This is a genomic window from Stenotrophomonas sp. T8 (assembly GCF_051853085.1).
GTDB classification, from domain to species: domain Bacteria; phylum Pseudomonadota; class Gammaproteobacteria; order Xanthomonadales; family Xanthomonadaceae; genus Stenotrophomonas; species Stenotrophomonas sepilia.
This window is the reverse complement of the sequence record NZ_CP195329.1, coordinates 1,868,807-1,890,470: the sequence shown is the minus strand read 5'-3', so window position 1 is coordinate 1,890,470 and position 21,664 is coordinate 1,868,807. Positions and strand designations below refer to the sequence as shown.

The 21,664-nt window shown below is 61.3% G+C and carries 19 protein-coding genes; 18 read left to right on the top strand and 1 reads right to left on the bottom strand.

What is annotated here, in order from left to right:
* Positions 1 to 544 precede the first annotated feature (544 nt).
* The 3 genes from ACSDHM_RS08880 to ACSDHM_RS08870 are packed head-to-tail and all read left to right on the top strand — an operon-like array spanning position 545 to position 4,018.
* Positions 545 to 1,075, top strand: a complete 531-nt coding sequence (locus ACSDHM_RS08880; protein ID WP_439426878.1) for a hypothetical protein — start codon at positions 545 to 547, stop codon at positions 1,073 to 1,075.
* Positions 1,059 to 2,996 carry a hypothetical protein gene (locus ACSDHM_RS08875; protein ID WP_439426877.1) on the top strand — a complete coding sequence of 646 codons (1,938 nt, stop codon included), beginning with the start codon at positions 1,059 to 1,061 and terminating at the stop codon, positions 2,994 to 2,996. The genes ACSDHM_RS08880 and ACSDHM_RS08875 overlap by 17 nt, the downstream gene beginning before the upstream one ends.
* Positions 2,997 to 3,007: 11 nt before the next feature.
* Positions 3,008 to 4,018, top strand: a complete 1,011-nt coding sequence (locus ACSDHM_RS08870; RefSeq protein WP_439426876.1) for an ATP-binding protein — start codon at positions 3,008 to 3,010, stop codon at positions 4,016 to 4,018.
* A 1,673-nt stretch (positions 4,019 to 5,691) separates the two neighbouring features.
* Here ACSDHM_RS08870 and ACSDHM_RS08865 read toward each other — a convergent pair.
* Entirely contained in the window at positions 5,692 to 5,943 is a 252-nt protein-coding gene (locus tag ACSDHM_RS08865; RefSeq protein WP_372486402.1) for a hypothetical protein, read from the bottom strand.
* 81 nt (positions 5,944 to 6,024) lie between these two features.
* Between ACSDHM_RS08865 and ACSDHM_RS08860 the strand changes: the two genes are divergently transcribed.
* The 15 genes from ACSDHM_RS08860 to ACSDHM_RS08790 all read left to right on the top strand — a co-directional run bounded on the left by ACSDHM_RS08860 (position 6,025) and on the right by ACSDHM_RS08790 (position 21,577).
* Complete coding sequence (locus tag ACSDHM_RS08860) at positions 6,025 to 6,639, top strand: hypothetical protein (protein ID WP_049455259.1); 615 nt, start codon at positions 6,025 to 6,027, stop codon at positions 6,637 to 6,639.
* A gap of 538 nt (positions 6,640 to 7,177) precedes the next feature.
* Positions 7,178 to 7,846 carry a hypothetical protein gene (locus ACSDHM_RS08855; protein ID WP_133050540.1) on the top strand — a complete coding sequence of 223 codons (669 nt, stop codon included), beginning with the start codon at positions 7,178 to 7,180 and terminating at the stop codon, positions 7,844 to 7,846.
* A 114-nt stretch (positions 7,847 to 7,960) separates the two neighbouring features.
* Positions 7,961 to 8,620, top strand: a complete 660-nt coding sequence (locus ACSDHM_RS08850; RefSeq protein WP_288415804.1) for a thermostable hemolysin — start codon at positions 7,961 to 7,963, stop codon at positions 8,618 to 8,620.
* Positions 8,617 to 10,107: an AMP-binding protein gene (locus ACSDHM_RS08845; protein WP_439426875.1), complete on the top strand. Its 1,491-nt coding sequence runs from the start codon at positions 8,617 to 8,619 to the stop codon at positions 10,105 to 10,107. Before ACSDHM_RS08850 ends, ACSDHM_RS08845 begins: the two co-directional genes overlap by 4 nt.
* A complete protein-coding gene (locus ACSDHM_RS08840; RefSeq protein ID WP_288415807.1) occupies positions 10,104 to 10,778 on the top strand; it encodes a TenA family transcriptional regulator in 675 nt (224 codons plus the stop codon). Before ACSDHM_RS08845 ends, ACSDHM_RS08840 begins: the two co-directional genes overlap by 4 nt.
* Positions 10,778 to 11,638, top strand: coding sequence for an SDR family oxidoreductase (locus ACSDHM_RS08835; RefSeq protein ID WP_133050544.1), 861 nt, complete (start codon positions 10,778 to 10,780; stop codon positions 11,636 to 11,638). Before ACSDHM_RS08840 ends, ACSDHM_RS08835 begins: the two co-directional genes overlap by 1 nt.
* Positions 11,619 to 12,281: a tetratricopeptide repeat protein gene (locus ACSDHM_RS08830; protein WP_311638570.1), complete on the top strand. Its 663-nt coding sequence runs from the start codon at positions 11,619 to 11,621 to the stop codon at positions 12,279 to 12,281. Before ACSDHM_RS08835 ends, ACSDHM_RS08830 begins: the two co-directional genes overlap by 20 nt.
* Positions 12,282 to 12,305: 24 nt before the next feature.
* On the top strand, positions 12,306 to 12,980 hold the full coding sequence (locus ACSDHM_RS08825) for a response regulator transcription factor (RefSeq protein WP_439426874.1): 675 nt from the start codon (positions 12,306 to 12,308) through the stop codon (positions 12,978 to 12,980).
* A 17-nt stretch (positions 12,981 to 12,997) separates the two neighbouring features.
* Positions 12,998 to 14,386 carry an ATP-binding protein gene (locus ACSDHM_RS08820; RefSeq protein ID WP_184013707.1) on the top strand — a complete coding sequence of 463 codons (1,389 nt, stop codon included), beginning with the start codon at positions 12,998 to 13,000 and terminating at the stop codon, positions 14,384 to 14,386.
* A gap of 224 nt (positions 14,387 to 14,610) precedes the next feature.
* Positions 14,611 to 16,050, top strand: coding sequence for a putative bifunctional diguanylate cyclase/phosphodiesterase (locus tag ACSDHM_RS08815; RefSeq protein WP_439426873.1), 1,440 nt, complete (start codon positions 14,611 to 14,613; stop codon positions 16,048 to 16,050).
* A gap of 149 nt (positions 16,051 to 16,199) precedes the next feature.
* On the top strand, positions 16,200 to 17,189 hold the full coding sequence (locus tag ACSDHM_RS08810) for a GGDEF domain-containing protein (RefSeq protein WP_239507146.1): 990 nt from the start codon (positions 16,200 to 16,202) through the stop codon (positions 17,187 to 17,189).
* Between the two features lie 183 nt (positions 17,190 to 17,372).
* A complete protein-coding gene (locus ACSDHM_RS08805; RefSeq protein WP_439426872.1) occupies positions 17,373 to 18,500 on the top strand; it encodes a hypothetical protein in 1,128 nt (375 codons plus the stop codon).
* 51 nt (positions 18,501 to 18,551) lie between these two features.
* Positions 18,552 to 20,531, top strand: coding sequence for a BCCT family transporter (locus tag ACSDHM_RS08800; RefSeq protein WP_439426871.1), 1,980 nt, complete (start codon positions 18,552 to 18,554; stop codon positions 20,529 to 20,531).
* 121 nt (positions 20,532 to 20,652) lie between these two features.
* Positions 20,653 to 21,237, top strand: coding sequence for a DUF2254 family protein (locus ACSDHM_RS08795; protein WP_439426870.1), 585 nt, complete (start codon positions 20,653 to 20,655; stop codon positions 21,235 to 21,237).
* Complete coding sequence (locus tag ACSDHM_RS08790) at positions 21,128 to 21,577, top strand: CPBP family intramembrane glutamic endopeptidase (protein ID WP_439426869.1); 450 nt, start codon at positions 21,128 to 21,130, stop codon at positions 21,575 to 21,577. Before ACSDHM_RS08795 ends, ACSDHM_RS08790 begins: the two co-directional genes overlap by 110 nt.
* Positions 21,578 to 21,664 lie beyond the last annotated feature (87 nt).

The following is a 21,664-nucleotide window of genomic DNA, read 5'->3' as shown; positions in this document are numbered from 1 at the left end:
GTAGCAAATGGGGCGACTTTCCGTAGTAGGTGGGGCAACTTCTCCCCGTCAATCAGCTGATGGAGCAGCTAATCCTGTTACCTCGCAGTCTTTGCATTTCAACAGTCTACAAAGGTGAAGCTCCAACTCCAAAAAAATGAATAGGCGAGCATCTTGAGGTATATGTGTTACTTATCCATTGACTACAGGTATTTCTGTTACTAGTTCGGCGGGGAGTCTGACAGGGTTCGGTCACCGGTTGCGCCCCAAGCCGCTCGGGAGTAGCGTGATGCAGCACGCCAGCGACATCTGACGCCGCAACCGGCAACTGCCCAGGCCCAGGTCGCCCACGAAGCGATCAAGCCCGAATAGATCCTGTGGATGCCTAGACCGTTGCCCCTCCCTCGCAGGGATGTCCATTTGGAGCACGGGAATGAGTGTTACGACCAAGGCTAGGCAACGCCGTCTAGGTGTGCGGCAGGCTCGGACAAGCAACTCGGCAAACCTTTGGACACTGCAGTCTCCGACAGCTGAGTGTCCGGTGACGCTTAGTGGTGACCTGAGAATGAAGCTCTTCTTCCACTGTGAAGGCGACCCAAACGTCCGTGACGCAGAGTATCGTGAGCCGCTGACACAGGTCCTTCTAGACAGCGGACCGATCAGCCTTGATGCGCTGACTACACTAACGGATGGCTCTATTCAGGCTCGGATGATCGACGACGGATCGGAGCGGGCCCGACGAGATATCGAAGCACTGAGTGCAAAGCTCGGCAAATCAGTCACCATTTTCAGCACGCGTGATCTGGGTCAGGCCAAGATGAGGATCCGCAACTGGCAAGCAGCCATTTCTGCTTTTCACCGCTGCCGCGGTTCGGATCTCACTTTTCTGGCAAAAGAAGTTGAATCGATGGTCCGACGACGCGGCAAGGCGACCCTAAGAGAAGTCATTCGAACGCTTAATCAGCAGCATCCTGCGCTGCTGGTAGGAGCGACGGTACTAGCGCTGCGCACTCGAACCATAGGCTCGGACATGGATGCCCACCCATGGTCTGTGCACACAAGGCTATTCAGGTGCGGACATGGCCCAGAACCTTAAGTTCAACCGGAGAACGCTCCCGGCAGACCTTGCAGACTATAGCGAGTGGCCGGCCTGTGAAACCAGTCAGATGGACCCGGCTGATCTAGCGCTGTTTGAGCGAAGAAAGAAGGCACTGATTGCGTACTTAAGTGGCTACCGAACTGCCGAGATAGCTTCTCGGCTCGGGATCGAGCGTACTGAGGTATTGCGGTACCTGAATCGATGCGTCGCTGTCATGGATGATGGCCGTATTGCGGGGTGGGTCGGCCTCATTAAGGGATTTCGCAAGCAGAAGCCTACACGCTCTAAGCCCGTGAACGCGATGCCAGGCCAGTCATTCGGTGGCTATACGGGTGCCCTATCAGCGCTGTTTGACTCGCAACCCGATGTGCAGTCCGCACTGGACAATTACCTCGCCACTGGCATCACCCCAGAGGGAGCTAAGCAAGGGCGTGTTACCCCCAAGAAGGCTCATCAGATCTTCCTCGAGCTCTGTCGTCATGCCGGACTTCGCAGGAGTGAATGGCCGTTCTGTGTCACCCGGCGCGGCAGGGAAGCCATTTGTGCGTACCTGAAGCAATTCTTCACTGCAAACCACGAACGCGTCGCATCCCTGCAGTACGGCGAGGAGTGCAGGCAGCGTTCAAGGAGGCCATGGGAGCAGTCGGATACTCCTAAAGCCTCGGCCCCTTTTGAGATAGTAGAGGCTGATGAGCATACGGCCGACATCATCTTTGCAGTGGGTGTGAGCACTCCAAAGGGAATCAAATACGTTCCCAGTCATCGCATGACGCTCATCGTCATCGTTGATAGGTTCACGAGCTTCATTCTAGGCTGGGACGTGGTAGTCCGTCGAACGATTGCTAGCTCCGACTTCCTCAGGTGCATCGATCATGCATCTTCTGGACAGTGTCTCTCAGAACAGCTGCGAATTGCACTTGCAGGAACGCTTTCAGAGGAGGTCGATCCTTCAGAATTGCGCTTTGGCTTTGGAAGCCTTTTCGTCGACAACGCACTCGCGCACCTGTCGGACAACGTAGGCGACAGGGTTAGGGGAGAGACTGGCGCCGCCATTTCCTTCGGTGCCATTAGGCGGCCCAAGCGTCGAGCACTTGTAGAGCGAGTGTTTGGGTGGTTGGCATCGGCCGTTTTTCATCAGTCGCCATCGACCACGGGGAATACCCCCAAGGATACCCTGCGCAACCAACCGGAGTGTAAGGCCGTCAGAAATCAGGTGACCCTTGAGAAGCTGATGAAGGACACGGCAAAGGCCGTTGCGCGTTGGAACTCGACGCCTACGGAGGCCAACTATGGCAGCAGTCCCGCTGACCAATTGCTCGAATACTATGCCCCTGGCTCCGGGTGCTTGGCGCCATTGGGGCCACCCAGGTCTAAGATGACACCTTCGCTCAGAGTGGATGTGTCCTCCGCCATCGTTAGGGGCTCTCAGAAGAAGGGTAGGCCGCCTCGGATCTCCTACGCTGGCGTAGAGTACGGTTCGCCCATCCTGGCTGCACGTTGGGATCTAATCGCACAAGCGATAACACTTCAAGCAGATCCCTACGACATCTCCCACATTCATGCATATACAAGTGATGGCAGGGATCTCGGCAGGCTCGAGCCACTGAGCTCGCGGTGGCGCCACCCGCACTCCCTAGAGATGCGGCGATTGCTCAGGTCCAAGATCATGAGCGCTCGGGATGAGCCCTTGGCCGACATCGTCGGCTCGGAGCTTCAAGTGCTGGCTCAGAAGGCCCTGGATGCGTGCGCAAGCGCACCCCGAGCCACAAAGGCTGCGACTGTTCTGGCGGAGGAGGGGAGGAAAGGATACGCACCGGATATGACTTTGAGGGCCGCCGCAAAGTCTGTTGACACGCAGACGCTGGCATCGCGTGTCCGAAAATCTAGAAGCATTGATTTTTCCGTCATTGGAAAATGATGAGACTAACAATGGATACCCACGAGAGCATCGCTGCCATCCAAGCGACCTACCCATCTTTACGGGAGCGGCACCCCCTACTCATGGCGTCGGCCGTACTTCCCACCGCCCCAGTCAAAGAAGTAGCGCGCCTGGTCTTCGACCGAGCGCAGCGATTTCGCTCCTCAATCGCGTTCTGGGCTCATCCGTTGTGCGGGAAGTCTTCGTGCATCTACGCGCTGCAGAAGCTGGCCCCTGTCCAGTACCCGGGATCGGCGTTCGTTATCTATGAGCCCTCTTCAAAGGACGCGGCGGCGGAAGGCGCATTAATCGAAGACCTTCTCTCCGTGATCGACTACGAGCCCCGCGTACTTCGCTCCCTTGCAGGAAAGCGTGACCAACTGATGCGAGCTCTCTATGCACTGTCAGTAGCTGGAAGGCACCTCTTCTTGGTAGTTGATGAAGCACAGAACTTGCACGCCAAGGATCTAGGCTGGTTGAAGCGTATCGTCAACTGGCTAAACACGCATGAGGTCAAGGTCACGGTCGTCCTGTTCGGACAAAGCCAGCTTTGCACGATGCACCAACAGTTCATGGCCGAAATGCCAGATCTGACCATCAGGTTCATGGCGGAGTTGGTTGAATTCAGAAGCCTGCAAGATCCGGCCGACTTGCGCGTCGTTCTCAAGTCGTGTGATGACGAGACCGAGTATCCTCGCGGTTCGGGCTGGTCGTACACGCAGTACCTGTGGCCCAACGCCCACGCCACTGGGTTTCGCTTAGCCAATTGCGCCACGGATCTGTACGACGCATTTCGGTCTCAGTCTGCAGGCGCCGTTGATCAAGAGGGAATCAGCATGCAGTGGGTGGCCGAAGCACTGATGTTGGTCGGCCAGGACGGGGAGGGCAGTGATACTGAAGGAATGACGATTTCGCGGGAGGTCTGGGAGCGCGCGATCCTTGATTCCGGCTACCGGTCTAGGACTCCTGCGGCGCTGGCCGCTACAGCGATGGGGAGGCGTCGCACACAGAGCTCGCCATGATCGCTTGGAGCCCAAGCCTGATCGATGCCTACTGTTCCTCGTGGACCATCATCCAAACATTGGAGTGGCTCAACTGCATTGATCTGAAGTGGATGCCAGTGCGCCGAGACTGGCGAGTGCCGCTCGCGCGATCAAAAGCACATCTCGCAGAATGCGACGCTAACGACGATGAGTTCGTCGATGAGGCGGAGCAGCTCGTTGATGTTCAGTCGGCTCTTAATGAAAGATGCCGATGGTTGACAGACGAAGAACTTCGTTACTGTCCAGTCTGCGTTCAGTCTGGGCGCCACTATCAGTACCAACAGGATAAAAGATTTGTGCGTTGCATCCTGCATCTAGAGCGGTTGCAGACGGGCTGCCCCAACTGTTCAGTGGCGCTGGACACAAAAGGATCTCTAGTGCATGGATTCGCATGCAATGTCTGTGGCGACACACTGCTGAAGTATCCGATACCTGGATCCTTGAAGACTGGCGAGCGTGTCTCGTACGCTCGCGTACTCGATGAACTGCATCAATGGCTTAAAGATGCCAACGTATCTCTCCTCAGATACCAAAGAGCATGCAGTGGGCACACATAGATATGCTGGGACGGTGATCAAGCTGATAGCCATGCTGGCACGTATTGGTACGCACTCATTCAATACCCGAACTCCATAGTGCGGAACGCGCTGGCACCGACGCCGGCCTCCTTCCGGTCGTTTCAGGCAACCCCTCTAGTGCAACCACTTCCGTCTGACGATGGCAGAGCGGCGATCAAGCCCTACCAAGACCTGCTCAGATGCGTCGCACGTCAGATAAGACGCACTTATCTTAAGGGGCACTCTCGCTGCCGCATTCATGCTATGAGGTCCGTGGGCGGGGGGCGCGCCCGGTTCAACTCCTGGTCTCCCGCTACGCTTAAACCGCATTTGTGCTGCGCTGGACAGGCGTACGCACTATGGCAGCTCCAGCGGCGCGAAGAGCTCTTAGTTGTCTCCCGAGCATTGGTAATGAAGGTGCATTCAGGCTCAGAGGTTCCTATATGGCTGCCCGACCTCCACGCAGCCGCAGCCAGTTTCATCAGCTCTTTTGAGGCATGGGTGGCAAATCTTGCACGGATACAATCGCGGGTTGATCGCACCAACAGACAGCCCATGCTGTGCGACCCGTTCAGTTACTCCTCGCACTGGGCACTGCATCAGCCTGGTGCGACCTGGAGCTGCCCCACGCACCTCCGTCTGGGCGGCTGGGAAGATCTTGGCCTCTGCGATAAGGGGCTCGTTCAAAAGGAAGATCACGAATTGGTCATAGCCATGGGGCAAGACCGGCGTAGGAGTATTGCCAGGCTCGCTAAGCGACGGCGACGCCGCGGTCCCGCTACCCCTGACATCCCGCTTTGAAAGCGCCGCGCAACCCATAAAACGAAGAATGAACAGCTACCTCGACGGACGCTGCTTCTACACGGCATTACGACAGCGTAGAAGGGCTATCAGGATGGCAGAAGCACCAACCTCGGACAGGGCAACTCCGTCGCAGGCCAGGGCATGCTCGGCATTCCGCGGCAGCACCGGATGCTCGGCCGACGTCGCGCACTGTCCAATCTGAATGGCCCGACGTCAGCGTCCCTGAACCCATCTGTTGTCTGTCTCATCGATAAGCGTGCGTTATCGAGGCTGCGAACTTTGGCCGGGTCCTCACAGATCTCCGATTTGCTCAGTGAGAAGTGCTATTGCCTGTGTAAAGCCCTCCATGAACATGGGCTTGGTCCCATCTGCATGGGTTTCGAGGATGCTGGGGAGTAGCTTCTCCCATGCGCGTCCGAGCTGATCAGGATCAGGGTGTGTGATGATCATGATCCTGAGGCCATACTCGAACGCTTTTAGGTAGCCGCGATGCGCCTCCAGTGTGCACTCGCAGGCTGAGAGTCGCTGTAGCATATCTTCCATTGTGGTGATCATTCTCGAAGTAGGAATCGACAAAGGGACGGGGCTTCAGCCATATTTCGCGAAGACCTTTGGACTAGCCTGATGAGCATCCTCAACGTTCTGTTGCGTTCTGACCAGCTCCTGGTTGCCGTGGACACCCTGGCCGAAGACGCCAGAACTGGCGTGACATCGGCTGGCGCGAAGGCACTCCTTATCCCTCAGCACAACCTGGTTCTGGCAACGCGCGGATCAACTCAGTTCTTCATTCGAGTCTTCGAGCTCACTCTCCAGGCCAGTTACCGCTCGGATTTTAGGCTGGAACAACTCTTCGCTGAGATGGGGGCCGTGATTGATCGCCTGTGGCCCAGCTATGAAGAAGCGGCTGCGGCGGCTGGTCTTCCCATCGGCCAGCTTGGCTCTGAGATCTTGGTCGGCGGCTGGTCGCCCCAACATAGCCGAATGATGGCCACCGCTTATGCCAAGAGCAGCAACGACCGACCAGCGATAGTCCAGCCACTTGACGGCGGATTGGCGTCCCCTGGAGAGCCCTTGGTTGGCAGACCGGATAGCTTTGATCCTGCCGATGTACTGGCATCTGGCAAGATTCAAGCGGCCTGGCTCAATGGGCAAGTAGGACGCAAGGTGGCGGGCGGCCGACTTTTGGCGACTGTTCTGCGCGAGAACCAGGCGGTGATTCAGGATCTAGGTCAAATCTAGATCTTCGGGCGTCAACCCCGCCAGCGCCAAGATCCTGTCTCTTTTCATCTGCTTCCCCCAGAGGTTCCAGGCTCTGTCGGTAGACAATGTCTCTGTCACCTTACAGGCTGGGCAAGTCAGTTCGACGCCACCTTCTACATCGGCAAGTCCGCATCCCCGAAACATGCGTGACTCGTCCCCACATGCGCCGCACTTGGCCTGAAGCGTCTCGACGCGCTCGATCGTTCCGTTGAGGCGGAGCAAAGGACGGATCCTCAGGATCCGAAAAGCAGCTGGATAGGTCATGTGTCGTGCCGGTCAGGGGCTAGACACGGAGGCGAAGGATTCGCGCCCAAGAGGAGCCAAGTGCGGCCAGCGTACAGCATAAATCGTTAAGAATCCTCAAATTGACTTCACCCGTTGGTGCCGGTGCGAATGTCCTGGCGGGGACTCGACTCAGCAAGGCTTAACGCAATGGTTTGGCCGACAGCTGAACTCCATTCGTCCCCGGGCGGCAGGGAGAGTAAGCTCACCTTCAACCATTTGACCCGGGGCTCTTATGGATCTCATCAGACTGCTGCGATCGCTTGAAGAGTTCCTCTATGAACTCGTAGGGTGGCTGGTGTTCTACCCGCGGACCCTGTGGAGGGTGCTGGTGCAGCCGGGCGAGGTAGCGCACTACACGCGCCGAGAGTTCTCCAAAGATCCGGAACAACGATTCGCCGATGCCATCAGCCCTGTGCTGATGTTGATTCTGTCGGTGGTGCTGGCGCACGCATTGGAAATGTCTACGCGCACCGCCCCCCTCGCGGTATCAGGACCCGTAGGCAAGCTGCTGTTTGGGAGTGAGCAGGGGCTGCTGCTCACCCGTTCGGCTGCCTTCTGCATCTTCGCCCTGGGGGCGGCGCTAAGCACGCTGTGGCGACAGCGCCTGCCCATCAACCGCGACACGCTGCGGGAACCTTTTTCCATACAGGCGTTCATTGCGTGTCCATTTGTGATTCTGCTTGCAGTTTCGCAGGCAGCTGGCTCTGCAGGTGGAGAGATTGCGCATCGCTTGGGTGTGGGGATCGGAGCGCTGGCAGTTGCATGGTATTTGTGGGCGCGAACGCGCACCTTCGTGGCACTGAACGGCACCGGGCCACTCCAAGCATTTGGCTTCGTACTCGGCTCGTTTCTGCTGACGCTGGCACTGGTCGTCGCACTGACGCTCGCCTTGGTTCTCTAGTCCAAGAGACCTGTATTGAAACCGAGCCTGGGAACGAAATCCGATCAAATGCCTAACGATCGGCTAACAAAGGCCTAATTTCGCCTTAATCGGCGCGCTTCAGGATCGTGCCCCATGGACATGATCCCTCAGCCGATTCCAATGGTCCCGCATCCGGGCAGATTCGCGGAAGCCAACCTCGTCGGGCCTGATCATCCGCTACGTGGACAGGTGCAGTCCTTCATCGCCGACACCTATCGTCAGCGCTTCGATGCCGAAGTCCGTGACTTCATGCCACAGTTGCTGGCCTACCGCGATACGCAGGGGGCACTAGTGGCGGCAGTCGGGCTTCGACACGCAGACAGTGGCCCGCTGTTTGTGGAGCACTATCTGGATGCGCCCGTCGAGGCCGTGCTGGCGCAGCACCTTTCCAGTGCACCTCGGCGAGCGCAGATTGCCGAAGTGGGCCACTTTGCCGCGTCGACGGCGGGCATCGCACGCGAGCTGATCGTGCAGCTGGCCTGGGTCCTGCGCGCCGCCGAAGTGGATTGGGTGATGTTCGTAGCGACCCAACAGCTGCGCAACGCGTTCGTCCGTCTGCATCTGGCACCGCTCGAACTTGTGCCCGCGCGTGCCGAGCGCATGGGCGACAGCGCGGGCGACTGGGGCCGCTACTATGAATCGCAACCGCGCGTGATGTGCGGCGATATCCGCGAAGGCATCGCCTTTCTTGGCGGAAAGGCCTGCTCGATAGACCCAATGGATACGGCCAGTTCCGTGGGGGTGGCCGGATGAGTGTTGATGCACAGCACGTCCTGCGCCTGCTGCAGCAGCATAGCCAGCCAGTGCTGACCGCTCAGGAGAAGCTGAGTGCGTCCGAGCTGCGGTCTCGCGTAATGGAACTGACACAGTGGCTGCAGCGGACAGGTATCACCTGCGTTGCCAGTCGCTTGGACAACGGCCCCGACTGGGTGGTGCTCGACCTGGCCCTTCGCATTGCCGAAGTGGTGCACGTACCGTTGCCCACCTTCTTCTCGGATGAACAAGTGCAGCACGCACTGCAGACCAGCGGTGCCCAGCTGCTGGTGCTGGCGGAGGGCGCGCCGCCGCCGTGCGGGATCACGGCCGCACCAATGGCGTTGCCGACACTGAGTGCGCACGGCTTAGGCCTGGACGCTCCTGCTGGCAGTACGCTGCCGCTTGGCACGGCCTGCGTGACCTACACCTCGGGCAGCACAGGGCGCCCGCGCGGCGTATGCCTCTCTGCCGGAACGTTGATGGCCACCGCCGCGTCATTGGCAGGTGCCGCAGGTGACATCGCACCACGCCGACATCTGTGCGTGATGCCGCTGTCGACGCTCCTGGAGAACGTCGCGGGATTGTATGCGGCGTTGTTGTCGGGCGCCGAGATCGCGCTGCCGTCCCTGCAGGAGATCGGTTACACCGGCGCAGCAGGGCTGGATATGCCGGTGCTGCTGAGTTGCCTCAATCGTTACCGCCCCGAGAGCATCATCCTCGTGCCCCAACTGCTTCTGGCCCTGGTCATGGCGGCAGAGCAGGGCGCTGAACTGCCAGCATCACTGCGATACCTGGCCGTTGGGGGAGGCCGGGTTTCTCCCGGTCTTCTGTCGCGGGCACGGCACCTGGGGTTGCCGGTGTTCGAAGGCTACGGCCTGACCGAGTGTGGGTCGGTGGTGTGCCTGAATCGTCCTGGTGCCCAGCGCGATGGCACGGTGGGGCGGCCCCTTCCACACGTGAGGGTGCAGATCGTGGACGGAGAAATCGTGGTGTCCGGTGCGCGTGCACTGGGTTATCTGGGCGACGAGTCGCTGCCGGAGGGGCCGATCCACACCGGTGATCTGGGACACATCGATGCCGACGGCTTCGTGCATGTGACTGGGCGGCGCAAGAACGTCTTCATCACTGCATTTGGCCGCAACGTGTCGCCCGAATGGGTGGAGAGCGAACTGCTTTCGCACCCGGCCATCGCGCAGGCCCTGGTCTGGGGGGAAGGGCAGGCCGACAACCTGGCATTGCTGGTTCCGCGCATCGCGCAGCAGGGCTCCGGCGCGCTCGATGCGGCGCTGTCCACCATCAACGCCGGCCTGCCCGACTACGCGCGCATCGCGCGCTACGTGACCGTCGCGCCATTCAGTGCGAACGCCGGCCTGTTGACCGCCAATGGTCGCATTCGTCGCGAGGCCATCCTCGCCCACTACCAGGCAGAGATCGACGCCGCCTACCGGCGCCCTGCGTTCAGCACCATCGGAGACCCTGCATGAGCTTCCACGATCACCTTCTTGCCCAGACCGCCAGCGAGCGCCAGTCGCTGCTGGAGATTCCCATCATCGGCGATGCACTGGCGGGCCGCATCGACCGCGACGACTATTTGGCGTTCCTGCAGCAGGCGTACCACCACGTGCGCCACACGGTACCGCTGCTGATGGCCTGTGGCTCGCGCCTGCCTGCGCGCCTGGAATGGCTGCGGACCGCGATCGGTGAGTACATCGAAGAAGAGATGGGCCACCAGGAATGGGTACTGGACGATATTGCAGCTGCCGGTGGTGATCGGTCCGCTGCTGCAACATCCGAACCCGCACTGGCCGCCGAACTCATGGTCAGCTACGCCTACGACACCATCCAGCGCGGGAACCCTGTGGGCTTCTTTGGCATGGTACTGGTGCTGGAGGGCACCAGTGTGGCGCTGGCAACGCAGGCTGCAAACACCCTGCAGACGTCGTTGGATCTTCCGCGCAACGCCTTCAGCTATCTGCTTTCGCATGGCGATCTCGATATCGAGCATGTCGGCTTCTTCAAATCGCTGATGGACAGGCTGGATGATCCCGGCGACCAGCAGGCCGTTGTCCACGCGGCACGCCGCTTCTACGTGCTGTACGGCGATATCTTCCGCACCCTGCGCAGTGGCGGTGCGCGTATGGCGGAGGCGGCCTGATGGACCTGCGTGGACGTACGGTCGTTCTGACCGGAGCCAGCGGCGGAATCGGAAGGTTGCTCTGCGGCGGCCTGGTGGGCGAGGGCGCGCAGGTCGTGGCGGTGGGGCGGGGCCGCGATCGGCTGCAGGCGCTCACCGACACGTTGCCGGAAGGGGGTGTCATACCGGTCGTTGCCGATATCGGCACGGCGGCGGGCCGCGGCACGTTGCTGGCGAAAATCGATGCGCTATCCAGGCCGCCTTCGGTGCTGGTCGTAGGCCATGCAAGCGCCGCCTTCGGACTGTTCGGCGCGCAGACCGAACAGGCGTTGGAGCAGCTGATGCAGACCAACCTGGTTGGCTCCATGCTGCTGATCCGCGCCTTGTTGCCCTTGTTGGAGCGGCAGTCGCACGCCAGCGTGGCCGTTCTCGGCTCGACGTTCGGTAGCCTGGCCTTCCCGGGTTTTGCCGCTTACAGCGCCAGCAAGTTCGGATTGCGCGGCCTGGTCGAAGGACTGGGCCGCGAGTATGCCGGCAGTACAGTCAAGTTCCAGTACCTCTCACCACGCGCCACCCGCACCGATTTCAACAGCGGCGCCGTGGATGCCATGAACGCTGAACTGGGCGTTTCCCACGACTCGGCCGAGAAGGTCGCGACGGCCTTGTTGCAGGCCCTGCGCTCTGGCAATCCGCGCTTGCAGATTGGCTGGCCAGAGCGGCTGTTCGCTCGGTTGAACGGCCTGCTGCCCGAGCTGGTGGACCGTAGCCTCCGCAAACAGTTACCCATCGTCAGGCGCCACGCCAGCAGTGGCACCACCGCAGCGAGTTCTTCCGCATCCCCTCCCAGCAAGGACACCTCCCATGAAGCGCACGCAGGGTAAGACCATGTTCTATCTCATTCTTATTGCCGCCGCCGTATTGGTCGGGGTCGCTGCGGCTGCCGAACCATCAGTGCCGGTGGCGCAGATCCGTGACCGCTGGGCCCAGATCAACTACCAGACGCCCAAGCCGCAGCGCGAGGCGGCGTTCATGGCCCTGTCCAAGCAGGCCGCGCAAGCCCGGCAAGCGGCCCCCAGGGATGCCGCTGCGCTGATCTGGGAGGGCATCGTGCTGTCCAGCCTTGCGGGCGAAAAAGGTGGCATGGGCGCACTCAGCCTGGTCAAGCAGGCCCGCGCCGATTTCGAGGCCGCGCTGAAACTGGATCCCCGGGCCCTGGATGGTGCGGCGTATACCAGTCTGGGCGCGCTCTACTACCAGGTTCCGGGGTGGCCGCTGGGCTTCGGGGATGACGATCAGGCGCGGCAGATGCTGAAGAAGGGGCTGGATATCGACCCCAATGGTATCGATGCCAACTATTTCTATGGCGATTTCCTGCGCGATCAGAAGGAGTGGGGCCCGGCGCAGGCGGCGCTGCAGAAGGCACTGGCAGCACCAGCCCGGCCAGGAAGGGATGTGGCCGATGCCGGCCGCCGGCATGAGATCGAAGCCAAGCTGCACGATGTGATGGGCCATCTTGCAAAGTGAAGTCCGCGACTGGACACTGCCTTCATGCGCATCCTCCTCGTCGAAGACGACCGCTCCCTGGGTGAAGGCATCCGGACCGCACTTCGACGGGGCGCCTTCGCCGTGGACTGGGTGGAAGACGGTACGGCCGCACTCCTGGCTGCGCAGGATGGGGATTTTGATCTGGTGGTGCTCGATCTGGGTCTGCCACGGGTAGACGGCATCGAAGTGATCCGCCGCCTTCGGGCGGCGGCAAACCCGGTGCCGATTCTGGTCCTCAGTGCCCGTGAACGCCCGGCCGACCGTACGCTCGGGCTGGACGTTGGAGCAGATGACTACCTCGGGAAGCCCTTCGATACCGCCGAGCTGCTGGCACGCGTCCGCGCGCTCGTCAGGCGCAGCAGCGGACGTTCGCATCCCACGCTGGACGCCGGTGACCTCCATCTTGATCCGGCGACGCTGGAGGCGCGATGGAAAGGACGGACGCTGGATCTGACCCGCCGCGAGTTCTCGCTGCTGAGATTGTTGATGGAGCAGAACGGGCGGCCAATGGCGCGAGAAACGATCCAGAAGCACCTCTACGGCTGGGATGAGGACGTCGCCAGCAACGCGGTGGACGTTCATGTGCATCAGCTGTGGCGCAAGGTCGACCCTGCGATCGTGCGTACCGTGCGAGGCATCGGGTATGCGCTGGGGCAGTCGCCGGAGGCGGATGCATGAGGTCAATGCGACGTACTCTGCTGCTGACCCTGCTGAGCACCTTGGCGGTTCTGATGGCCGTGGCTGGATTCTTCAGCTATCGCGCCGGCCTACAGGAAGCGGGGGAAATGTTCGATGCCCGGCTGGTGCAGTCCACGCGGGTACTGATGGGCCTGGTAGATGAGCCGCTAAGTGATCTGACTGCGTTTCCGGGCGACCCCATTGTGCTGCATGGTTGGCACGGGCACGCTGAAGGCGTGGGCGACGCGCTTGCGTTCAGCGATGGGCATGCCTACGAGAGCAAGCTTGCCTTCCAGGTGTGGGACGCGAAGCAGCGCCTGTTGCTCCGCTCGGATAGTGCTCCCACCCGGCCACTGGCTTCATTGGTGGCCGGGTACGCCAGTCCCGTGATCGACGGCGAACAATGGCGCACCTTCACGCTGCAGACCCGTGGGGGCCGATGGTTCCAGTCTGGCGAGCGGTCGGACATCCGCGAAGAGTTGGCCGAAGATATTGCAGGAGGCACCTTGCTGCCGTTGTTGCTGGCGCTGCCACTTATGGCGCTGGTGATCTGGTGGAGCGTCAATTACGTGACCCGCTCGCTGCAGAGCGTCTCGGACCAGATCGGCAGGCGTGATCCCGAGCGCATGTCGCCACTGGACGCGGCTGACGTGCCGCGCGAGGCGCGAGGACTGGTGCAGGCAGTGAACGGTCTGCTTGGGCGATTGAACGAGGCACTGGCGCGTGAGCGGCGATTTGTAGCCGATGCCGCACACGAGTTGCGCACACCGATCAGTGCGCTGAAAGTGCATGCAGACAATGCACGCATGGCGCCGGATGATGCAGGAAGGGTTCGCGCACAGGAGATGGTCAGCGACTCAGTGGCGCGGCTGGAGCGCCTTGCTTCGCAGCTGCTCACACTCAACCGCGCAGAAGCCGTATCCCGATTGACTTCGGTGCGCCTGAGCCTGGATGGCTTGGTCGGCATGGAGGTGGATGCGCTGCGTCCTATCCTTTCCGTAAATCGACAGTACATCGAACTGAAGCTGGACAGCGCGGAGATCAGGGGTGACGAGGCCGCGCTGAGCGCTCTGGTTCGCAACCTGCTGGAGAACGCCGTGCGCTACACTCCCGTCGGCGGTCGCCTGAATGTCTACGTGATGCAGGAGGAGGGCAGGGCGTTTCTCATCGTCGCCGACAGCGGTCCGGGCATCGCCGAGGAAGAGCGCGATCGCGTCTTTGACCGCTTCTACCGAACGCTGGGGAGCCGGGTGCAGGGCAGCGGGTTGGGGCTGTCCATTGTCAGGGAGGTGGCCGATGCCCACGGCGCGGGCGTGACGCTGGGCACCTCACAGAAACTGGGCGGACTTGAGGTGAAAGTGACCTGGCCAGCAGGATCAGCGTATCGAGCCGCGAGTGACAGCTGAGTGCCAGGCGAGCGCGTCTGGCAGGGCGCTCAGCTGCATTGCACTACCACCACACGTGCTGCGACCTGCGCCAGAAAACCGATGTTTGGGTGTCCTGCGTTGCTTTGATATTCTCCGGCATGCCGCCTCGCTCCAGCACGTGACGCCCTCCAAAGGCTGAGCTGCCATTGCCAAGCACGGGCGGATTCAGGCTAGTGGATGGGCAGTCAGAGGAGCCTCCGGTGATGAGGGATGGCGCGGTACACGCTGGGCTTGGGGTCCTGAAATTCAAAGGCGCAGCTCGCCGCGACAAGGTGTCGGCCATACTGTCCCTCGCAGGAATCTCCTGCATCTGCCTGGGCCTGGCCTGGACATCCTGTTACCTGTACTTCGGTCGGGCCGAACTATCCGTTGTGTTTGTTGGCTTGATAGCCGTCGGCATCCTCGCGCTGCTACGAAGCAAGCGCAGTGACGGCACATCAATTCTGATCGTCGCCCACGGAGTGCTGGCAGCTGTCTGTGCGATTGCGGCCATTGATGCGCCCATTGCAGGCGTGCCACGTTCGGTTCACCTGTTCCTTCTGCCCTTGGCCGCAGGTGCTGCTTTCACATTCGAAGCGCGCGAACGCTATGGCTCCCAGGTCTTTCCGTTGCTTTGCCTGGCAATGTTTGCAGCGTTCGCGCTGGGGGCACTCGATCGAATTGCACCTGGCATCTCACCGCCAGTAGAGGTTCGCCACTGGGGCGCACGCTTCAACACGGCGATCTCCATGGTGCTTCTGGCGGCGATCTTCGGCATCTACCGACTGGATATCGGCAAGCGCCTGCGCCTGGAGCGTGAGCTCGGACGCGCAGTGCGCAACGGTGAGATAGAGGTTCACTACCAGCCACAGGTGCATGTCGACGCCGACGTGATCGGCGTTGAAGCACTGGTTCGCTGGCGGCATCCGTCGGCGGGCCTGTTATCGCCAGACTCGTTCATACCGCTGGCCGAAGAAAGCGCATTGATCAACGAGATAGGGCTGGAGGTACTTCGACAGGCCTGCGAACTGCTCGATGGATGGTCCGGGCACGTCCATACGCGTGGCATGCGGGTGGCCGTGAACATCAGTCCGGTTCAACTCTTGGGTGAGGCATTCGTCCCCTCGGTAGCCAAGCTGGTCAATCAAAGTGGAATCAACCCAGCCTTGCTGGAACTGGAACTCACCGAATCCGCACTATCCACTGATACGGCAGAGATGATCGACCGAATGCTTGATCTTGAGGCACTGGGCGTGACCTGGGCACTGGATGATTTCGGCACGGGCTATTCGTCCCTGTCCACACTGCGGACCCTGCCTATTCGCAAGCTGAAGATCGACAGGCAGTTCGTGCAGGAGGTCGCCACCCAGGAGAGTGCTCAACGTCTGCTGGGCAAGATTGTTGAGATCTCCCAGGTGATGGACATGAGCGCGCTGGCGGAAGGGGTCGAGACGGCGGAGCAACGCGACCTGTTGATCTCGCTGGGCTGCGAATCTTTCCAGGGCTACTTCTTCGCGCCACCGATGCCGCTGCCCATGCTGTCCGCCTGGCTGGAGGAACGCCGCGGCTTGTCCGTATCGCACTGCACCGGCGAGATTGAGGGGTCGCTGAGGTCGGGCGCTGTCACCTCGGGCGGGAGCGATACAAGCCGCCGCCTGCGTTGACCTGCCGTTGACAGCAAAGGGACAGACTGCGCAGGAGCAAAGGGCGCCTGGGGACATCATGGACACGGGTGAGGGAAGCGATGCCATTCTTCACTGATTCGGACGAGGTTGCGGTTGAGGGCCTGGGGGCTGCCCGCCGGATTGGGTGGATGCGCTTCGTGGGCGCCTCGCTTGCTGCGCTGCCCATTGCATCGGTGGGTCTGGAGCGCGGCATGGGCAGGTCGGCATGCGTGTTTCTTCTGGTCAATGCGCTGGTCTGGCCGGCCATTGCACAGCTGCTGACACGGCACGCCGCCCGGCCCGCTGTCGTGCAATTCCGTTGCATGGTTGTCGACTCGCTGCTGGGCGGGGCATGGATCGCCTTCATGGCTGTCAGCGCTGTGCCCAGCGCGCTCTTCGCTGCGCTGCTGGTGGCAGACAAGATCGCGGCCGGCGGTACACGGCTGGCGCTGAAGGCCACGGCTGCGCTTCTGCTCGGTTTCCTTGCTGCATGGCTTGCTATGGGCACGCCCTGGCAGCCGGCCACTTCTTCCCGAACATTCCTGCTCAGCCTTCCGTTCCTGTTTGTCTACGGGATCGGATTGAGTGCACTGAGTTGGCGTCTTGCGCGCCGGGTCAGGTCACAGAATCGGCAGTTGCAGCGACTCAGCCGAATGGATCCACTGGTGGAACTGGCCAATCGCGGCTATCTCATGCACCGCGCTCAGCAGATGATCGAAGCGGGGCGCGCTCTGGGCCGCAGGGATTGCCTGCTGATGCTGGACGTGGATGATTTCAAGCGCATCAACGATACCTTGGGCCATCGCACTGGCGATGAAGCACTGCGTCGTATAGCCGCGGTCCTGCGCAGCGTGTCACGCCCTGGCGACACACCGGGACGCCTGGGCGGAGATGAGTTCGCGCTTCTGCTCGCCGGGCAGACGCCGGCTGAGGCCATGCTGCTGGCAGAGAAGATCAGGAGCCTGCTCCACGCTGATACGGGCAGTGATGCCACAATGCTGGACCTGAGCGTGAGCATCGGCATTGCCGCCGCGCCCACGACGACCAGTGCTGAAGAGTGGCTCGCAAGAGCGGACCAGGCACTGTATGAAGCCAAGCGACACGGCAAAAACACGGCGAGCTGCGGCACGGATTGCTGAGCAAACCCTACGCATCGTGGTCGACGTCAATCGCTGACATCTTGATGGTTGCCGGTATCTGACGGAAAGATCGCCTCGTTCGCTGGGAACACTTTCCACTCCTGATGACACGGGACTGCACTGCGTCGGCCGTCGGGCGACGCGTTCTTCACAACATGCAACGTTACACTGGCGCGCTTTCGCATGTGGAACTCGGAGGCAGATAGCCCGATCGTGAGAGTAATTTCCTCTATTGCCATTGCCTTGCTCGCCAGCGTTTCCTTACCCACAGAGGCATCCGAACCTGGTCGGAACGGCGATTCCTACTTCAAGCCTGGTGGTGCGGTAAGGTTCAATTACGGCTGGCTCGACTACGGGCCGACCAGCCGCCTTCAGCTTGAACTGATGCGTGCGGACCTTGACGCTGGAACCGGACCGTTTTCCTTCTCTGCCCAATACCGCTGGTACGATGGCTTCGACGCCGTGCATCACGCCTACGCGGGCTGGCAGTTCTCCGATGCTACCCAGCTCAAGGCAGGTATCCAGCAAGTCCCGTTCGGGCTGCTCCCCACCGTTTCGCAGAGTTTCTGGTTCGGCTCCGGCTACTACCTGGGCATCGAGGATGATTACGATCCGGGCCTTGTGGTGATTCACCGCAGCGGCAGCACAACTTGGCATCTTGGCTGGTTCTCCGGAGACGAATACGGGTCCGGGGCTCGCTACGATCGCTACTCCTTTGATGTCGCGCAGACCGAGGCGTTGCCGTATCGCGAGCGGCAACGACTGCATGCACGCGTGGAGAGCGCGCGCGACTGGGGCGGCGGCGAACTGTTGCTGGGCGCATCAGCGTTTGCTGGCAAGGTGCAGAACACTCAGACACGGCGTCAATACGGTCATCAGGGCGCGGTCCTCCACGCACAGTGGCAGCGCGATGGTTGGACCGCGCAGTTGCAGTGGGCGCGGTACCGGTATGACGTGCCCGGAGATCGCATCGCAATGTCGGCGTTCGAATCCCCCTTCCAGGTTGCAGCGCAGGCGGATGTGCCAAGCGCCAACATCGCCTATTCGTTCGGCCAGAAGGGCTGGCTGGATGAAATCACCTGCTATAACAACCTCAGCATGACCCGCCCAGTCGGGCAACGCGCGGGCCTTCGTGATTCGTGGCAGAACGTGACCGGTTGCAGCCTGCAGAAAGGCATCATGCTCACCTATGTCGACTGGATCGCTGGCCGCAACATGTGGTTTGCCGGTGGTGATGGTATCGGCATCGACGAGGGAGGTCCTTCCCGCTGGCATTCACGGCTGAACTTCAACATCGGCTTCTACTTCTGATCGGGCTCGCGCAAGCCGGAGGCTTCTTCACCCAACAACACGGAGGTATCCATGCAGAGCACGGCTCCGCAACATCCCCCCGTTCGCCAGCGGATTCTTCCGCAGGTGTTCATTCCCACGGCAGCCATCGTCATCGCGCTGCTCGCGCTTGCTGCCATCGCGCCCGATATAGCCACGCGGTGGTTCACCGCGGCCAAGTCATGGGCTGCCAATGATGCAGGCTGGTTCACCATCCTTGCGGTGGCCGGCTTCCTGGTCTTCGTCGTCGGCGTCGCCATCAGCAGTTACGGCCGCATCAAACTCGGCCCTGACCACAGTACGCCGGACTACAGCTACGGCTCCTGGTTCGCCATGTTGTTCGCTGCCGGCATGGGCATCGGTCTGATGTTCTTCGGCGTTGCCGAGCCCATCATGCACTACGCCACGCCGCCGGTCGGCTCGCCCGAGTCGGCCGCAGCTGCCCGCCAGGCCATGCGCATCACCTTCTTCCACTGGGGCATCCACGCATGGGCGATCTACGCAGTGGTAGCGCTGTCGCTGGCGTACTTTGCCTACCGGCACAATCTCCCGCTGCGTGTCCGATCCGCACTGTATCCGCTCATCGGCGATCGTATCCACGGCCCGTTGGGGCATGCTGTAGACACGTTCGCCGCGCTGGGTACCATCTTCGGCCTGGCCACCTCGCTGGGGCTGGGCGTCATGCAGATCAACGCCGGCCTGAACTACCTGTTCGGCCTGGAGGTCAGTACGCTCGTCCAGGTTGGCTTGATCACCGTCATCACACTGGTGGCGACCGGCTCGGTCGTGGCTGGCCTGGACAGCGGCGTACGCAGGCTGTCCGAGCTCAACATGATCCTGGCGGCAGCGTTGCTGGCCTTCGTGCTGGTCTGTGGACCCACCGTGCACCTGATGCAGGCACTGGTGCAGAACACCGGCATGTACGTTTCCCAGCTTTTCTCGATGACCTTCAACCTTTATGCCTACGAACCCACGGGTTGGCTGGGTGGCTGGACGCTGTTCTACTGGGGCTGGTGGATTGCCTGGTCGCCCTTCGTTGGCATGTTCATCGCGCGCATCTCACGTGGACGCACTGTCCGTGAGTTCGTGGTGGGGGTGTTGCTTGTGCCGCTTGGCTTCACATTCCTCTGGATGACCATCTACGGCAACACCGCGTTGCACATGGTGCGGGCGGAGGGCATCCAGCAGTTGGTGCAGGCGGTCTCAACCGACAGCTCGATGGCGCTTTTCGAGTTCCTGGAGCACCTGCCCCTGACCATGCTGACCTCTTCGCTGGCGGTCATCCTGGTTGCGCTGTTCTTCGTAACCTCAGCGGACTCCGGTGCCCTGGTAATCGACATGCTTACCTCGAAGGGTGAGGAGGAATCACCGGTCTGGCAGCGGATCTTCTGGGCGCTGCTGGTCGGCGGCCTGGCAATTGCCCTGTTGGTGGCCGGCGGGCTGGAATCGTTGCAGGCAGCCACCATTGCCAGCGCGTTGCCATTCACGATCGTCATGATCCTGATGTGCTGGGGACTGCTGAAGGCCATGCATCTGGATGCGACCAAGCGCTCGATCCTGCGGGATGCACGTATCCTGCCGGGGACCAGCGAGGATTGGCGGGCGCGCCTGCGCCTTCTGGCGCACAACCCGTTGAAGATCGAGGTGACCGGCTTCATCGAGCAGCGCGTCATTCCTGCATTGGAAGAAGTTGCGGCTGAGCTGCGCAAGCAGGATCTGCCGGTCCACGTCTCCAAGGGGGAGGATCGTCGTGCGTGGCTGCAGGTTGGGCATGGCGAGGAGATGGACTTCTTCTACTCCGTGCGGCCCCAGCCCTATCAGCCGCCGACGTTCGCCCTGCAGGATCCCCGTCGACCGGTCAGCGAGGGTACCCGCCATTACCGCGCGGAGGTCTATCTGCGGGAGGGCGGGCAGGACTACGACGTCATGGGGTGGACGAAGGTTCAGCTCATCCACGATGTGCTCGATCAGTACGAGCGCCACCGTCAGTTCCTGGACAAGGTGCGCTCGTAGAATCCGTACACAGATGCCGCCCGGAGGAGCGGCATCTGCCTTGGGCCGGGCGTAAACGTGCGTTGACGTGGCCTCGGGGACCGACGTGCTATTGATGGTCGAACTGCCCAGGACGTAGCCCGTGCTCACCAGATTGAGGCTTGCAGCGAGCAAAGTTACCAAGCGGATGTGGTTCCGCTCGACCCTGTATGGCGCCTTGGGCATCATCACGGCGTTGGCCGGTGCGTTCCTCAAGTTCCTCATTCCCTCCGGCCTTGCTGCACGGATCGGCGCCGATTCCGTCGGTAACATTCTTGGCATACTTGCCGCGTCGATGCTGACGGTCACCACCTTCTCGCTGTCCACTATGGTCTCGGCCTACGGGTCCGCGTCGAGCAGCGCCACCCCGCGCGCGGCCCGCCTGCTGATCGAAGACACCCGGGCCCAAGGTGCGCTGGCCACCTTCATTGGTGCCTTTCTGTTCTCGATCGTGGGCCTGATCGCGCTCAGCACCGGCATGTACGGAGACAGCGGCCGGCTTTGGGCAGGCCTGGCGGTCGCCCGTCAGTCTGCTGAACATCGGTCTGCTTTTGTTCAGCTTCATTTTCCAAGCGAGCGTGGAGGAAATCATTTTCCGCGGCTGGATGCTCTCGTTGGTAGCGCGCAAGGCCAATGTCGCGGCGGCAGTGCTGCTGGTGTCGCTCGTTTTCTGCTTCCTGCATTTTAGTCCGCACCAGCCGCTCCGGGTTACGCTCGGCATCTTCCTGTTCTCGCTGTTTACCTGCGCCTGGGCGCTGCGGACCGGCAATATCTGGGGCGTGATGGGCTGGCACGCGGGGTGGAACGGGTTGCTCGCGACGGGCTTCGAATGGCCCGTCACCGGCATGGATGCACACTTGCCGGCGCTGCTGGTGGCGCTGCGGCCGCAAGGCTTGGACGCCCTGACCGGTGGCGCGCAAGGGCCGGAAGGTAGTTACCTCTGCAGCGTTTTCTTCGTCGCCGCGATCGCGTGGATCCAGTGGCGGAAGACCCGCGGAGCTCAGGACTTCTTCCCGACCAGAAGGTAGTGCCACTGCCTGAGCTGCATCTCCGTCCCGTCCTTGCTGATCCGATGCTTGGCAATCTGGAGGCAGCTTGGGTTCGGAATGCCAGAC

What these genes read in the sequence shown, in the direction of transcription:
- ACSDHM_RS08880 (WP_439426878.1), top strand. Translation starts at nt 545, where the DNA reads ATGAAGCTCTTCTTCCACTGTGAAGGCGACCCAAACGTCCGTGACGCA.
- ACSDHM_RS08875 (WP_439426877.1), top strand. Translation starts at nt 1,059, where the DNA reads ATGGCCCAGAACCTTAAGTTCAACCGGAGAACGCTCCCGGCAGACCTT.
- ACSDHM_RS08870 (WP_439426876.1), top strand. Translation starts at nt 3,008, where the DNA reads ATGGATACCCACGAGAGCATCGCTGCCATCCAAGCGACCTACCCATCT.
- ACSDHM_RS08865 (WP_372486402.1), bottom strand. Translation starts at nt 5,943, where the DNA reads ATGGAAGATATGCTACAGCGACTCTCAGCCTGCGAGTGCACACTGGAG.
- ACSDHM_RS08860 (WP_049455259.1), top strand. Translation starts at nt 6,025, where the DNA reads ATGAGCATCCTCAACGTTCTGTTGCGTTCTGACCAGCTCCTGGTTGCC.
- ACSDHM_RS08855 (WP_133050540.1), top strand. Translation starts at nt 7,178, where the DNA reads ATGGATCTCATCAGACTGCTGCGATCGCTTGAAGAGTTCCTCTATGAA.
- ACSDHM_RS08850 (WP_288415804.1), top strand. Translation starts at nt 7,961, where the DNA reads ATGGACATGATCCCTCAGCCGATTCCAATGGTCCCGCATCCGGGCAGA.
- ACSDHM_RS08845 (WP_439426875.1), top strand. Translation starts at nt 8,617, where the DNA reads ATGAGTGTTGATGCACAGCACGTCCTGCGCCTGCTGCAGCAGCATAGC.
- ACSDHM_RS08840 (WP_288415807.1), top strand. Translation starts at nt 10,104, where the DNA reads ATGAGCTTCCACGATCACCTTCTTGCCCAGACCGCCAGCGAGCGCCAG.
- ACSDHM_RS08835 (WP_133050544.1), top strand. Translation starts at nt 10,778, where the DNA reads ATGGACCTGCGTGGACGTACGGTCGTTCTGACCGGAGCCAGCGGCGGA.
- ACSDHM_RS08830 (WP_311638570.1), top strand. Translation starts at nt 11,619, where the DNA reads ATGAAGCGCACGCAGGGTAAGACCATGTTCTATCTCATTCTTATTGCC.
- ACSDHM_RS08825 (WP_439426874.1), top strand. Translation starts at nt 12,306, where the DNA reads ATGCGCATCCTCCTCGTCGAAGACGACCGCTCCCTGGGTGAAGGCATC.
- ACSDHM_RS08815 (WP_439426873.1), top strand. Translation starts at nt 14,611, where the DNA reads ATGAGGGATGGCGCGGTACACGCTGGGCTTGGGGTCCTGAAATTCAAA.
- ACSDHM_RS08810 (WP_239507146.1), top strand. Translation starts at nt 16,200, where the DNA reads ATGCGCTTCGTGGGCGCCTCGCTTGCTGCGCTGCCCATTGCATCGGTG.
- ACSDHM_RS08805 (WP_439426872.1), top strand. Translation starts at nt 17,373, where the DNA reads ATGTGGAACTCGGAGGCAGATAGCCCGATCGTGAGAGTAATTTCCTCT.
- ACSDHM_RS08800 (WP_439426871.1), top strand. Translation starts at nt 18,552, where the DNA reads ATGCAGAGCACGGCTCCGCAACATCCCCCCGTTCGCCAGCGGATTCTT.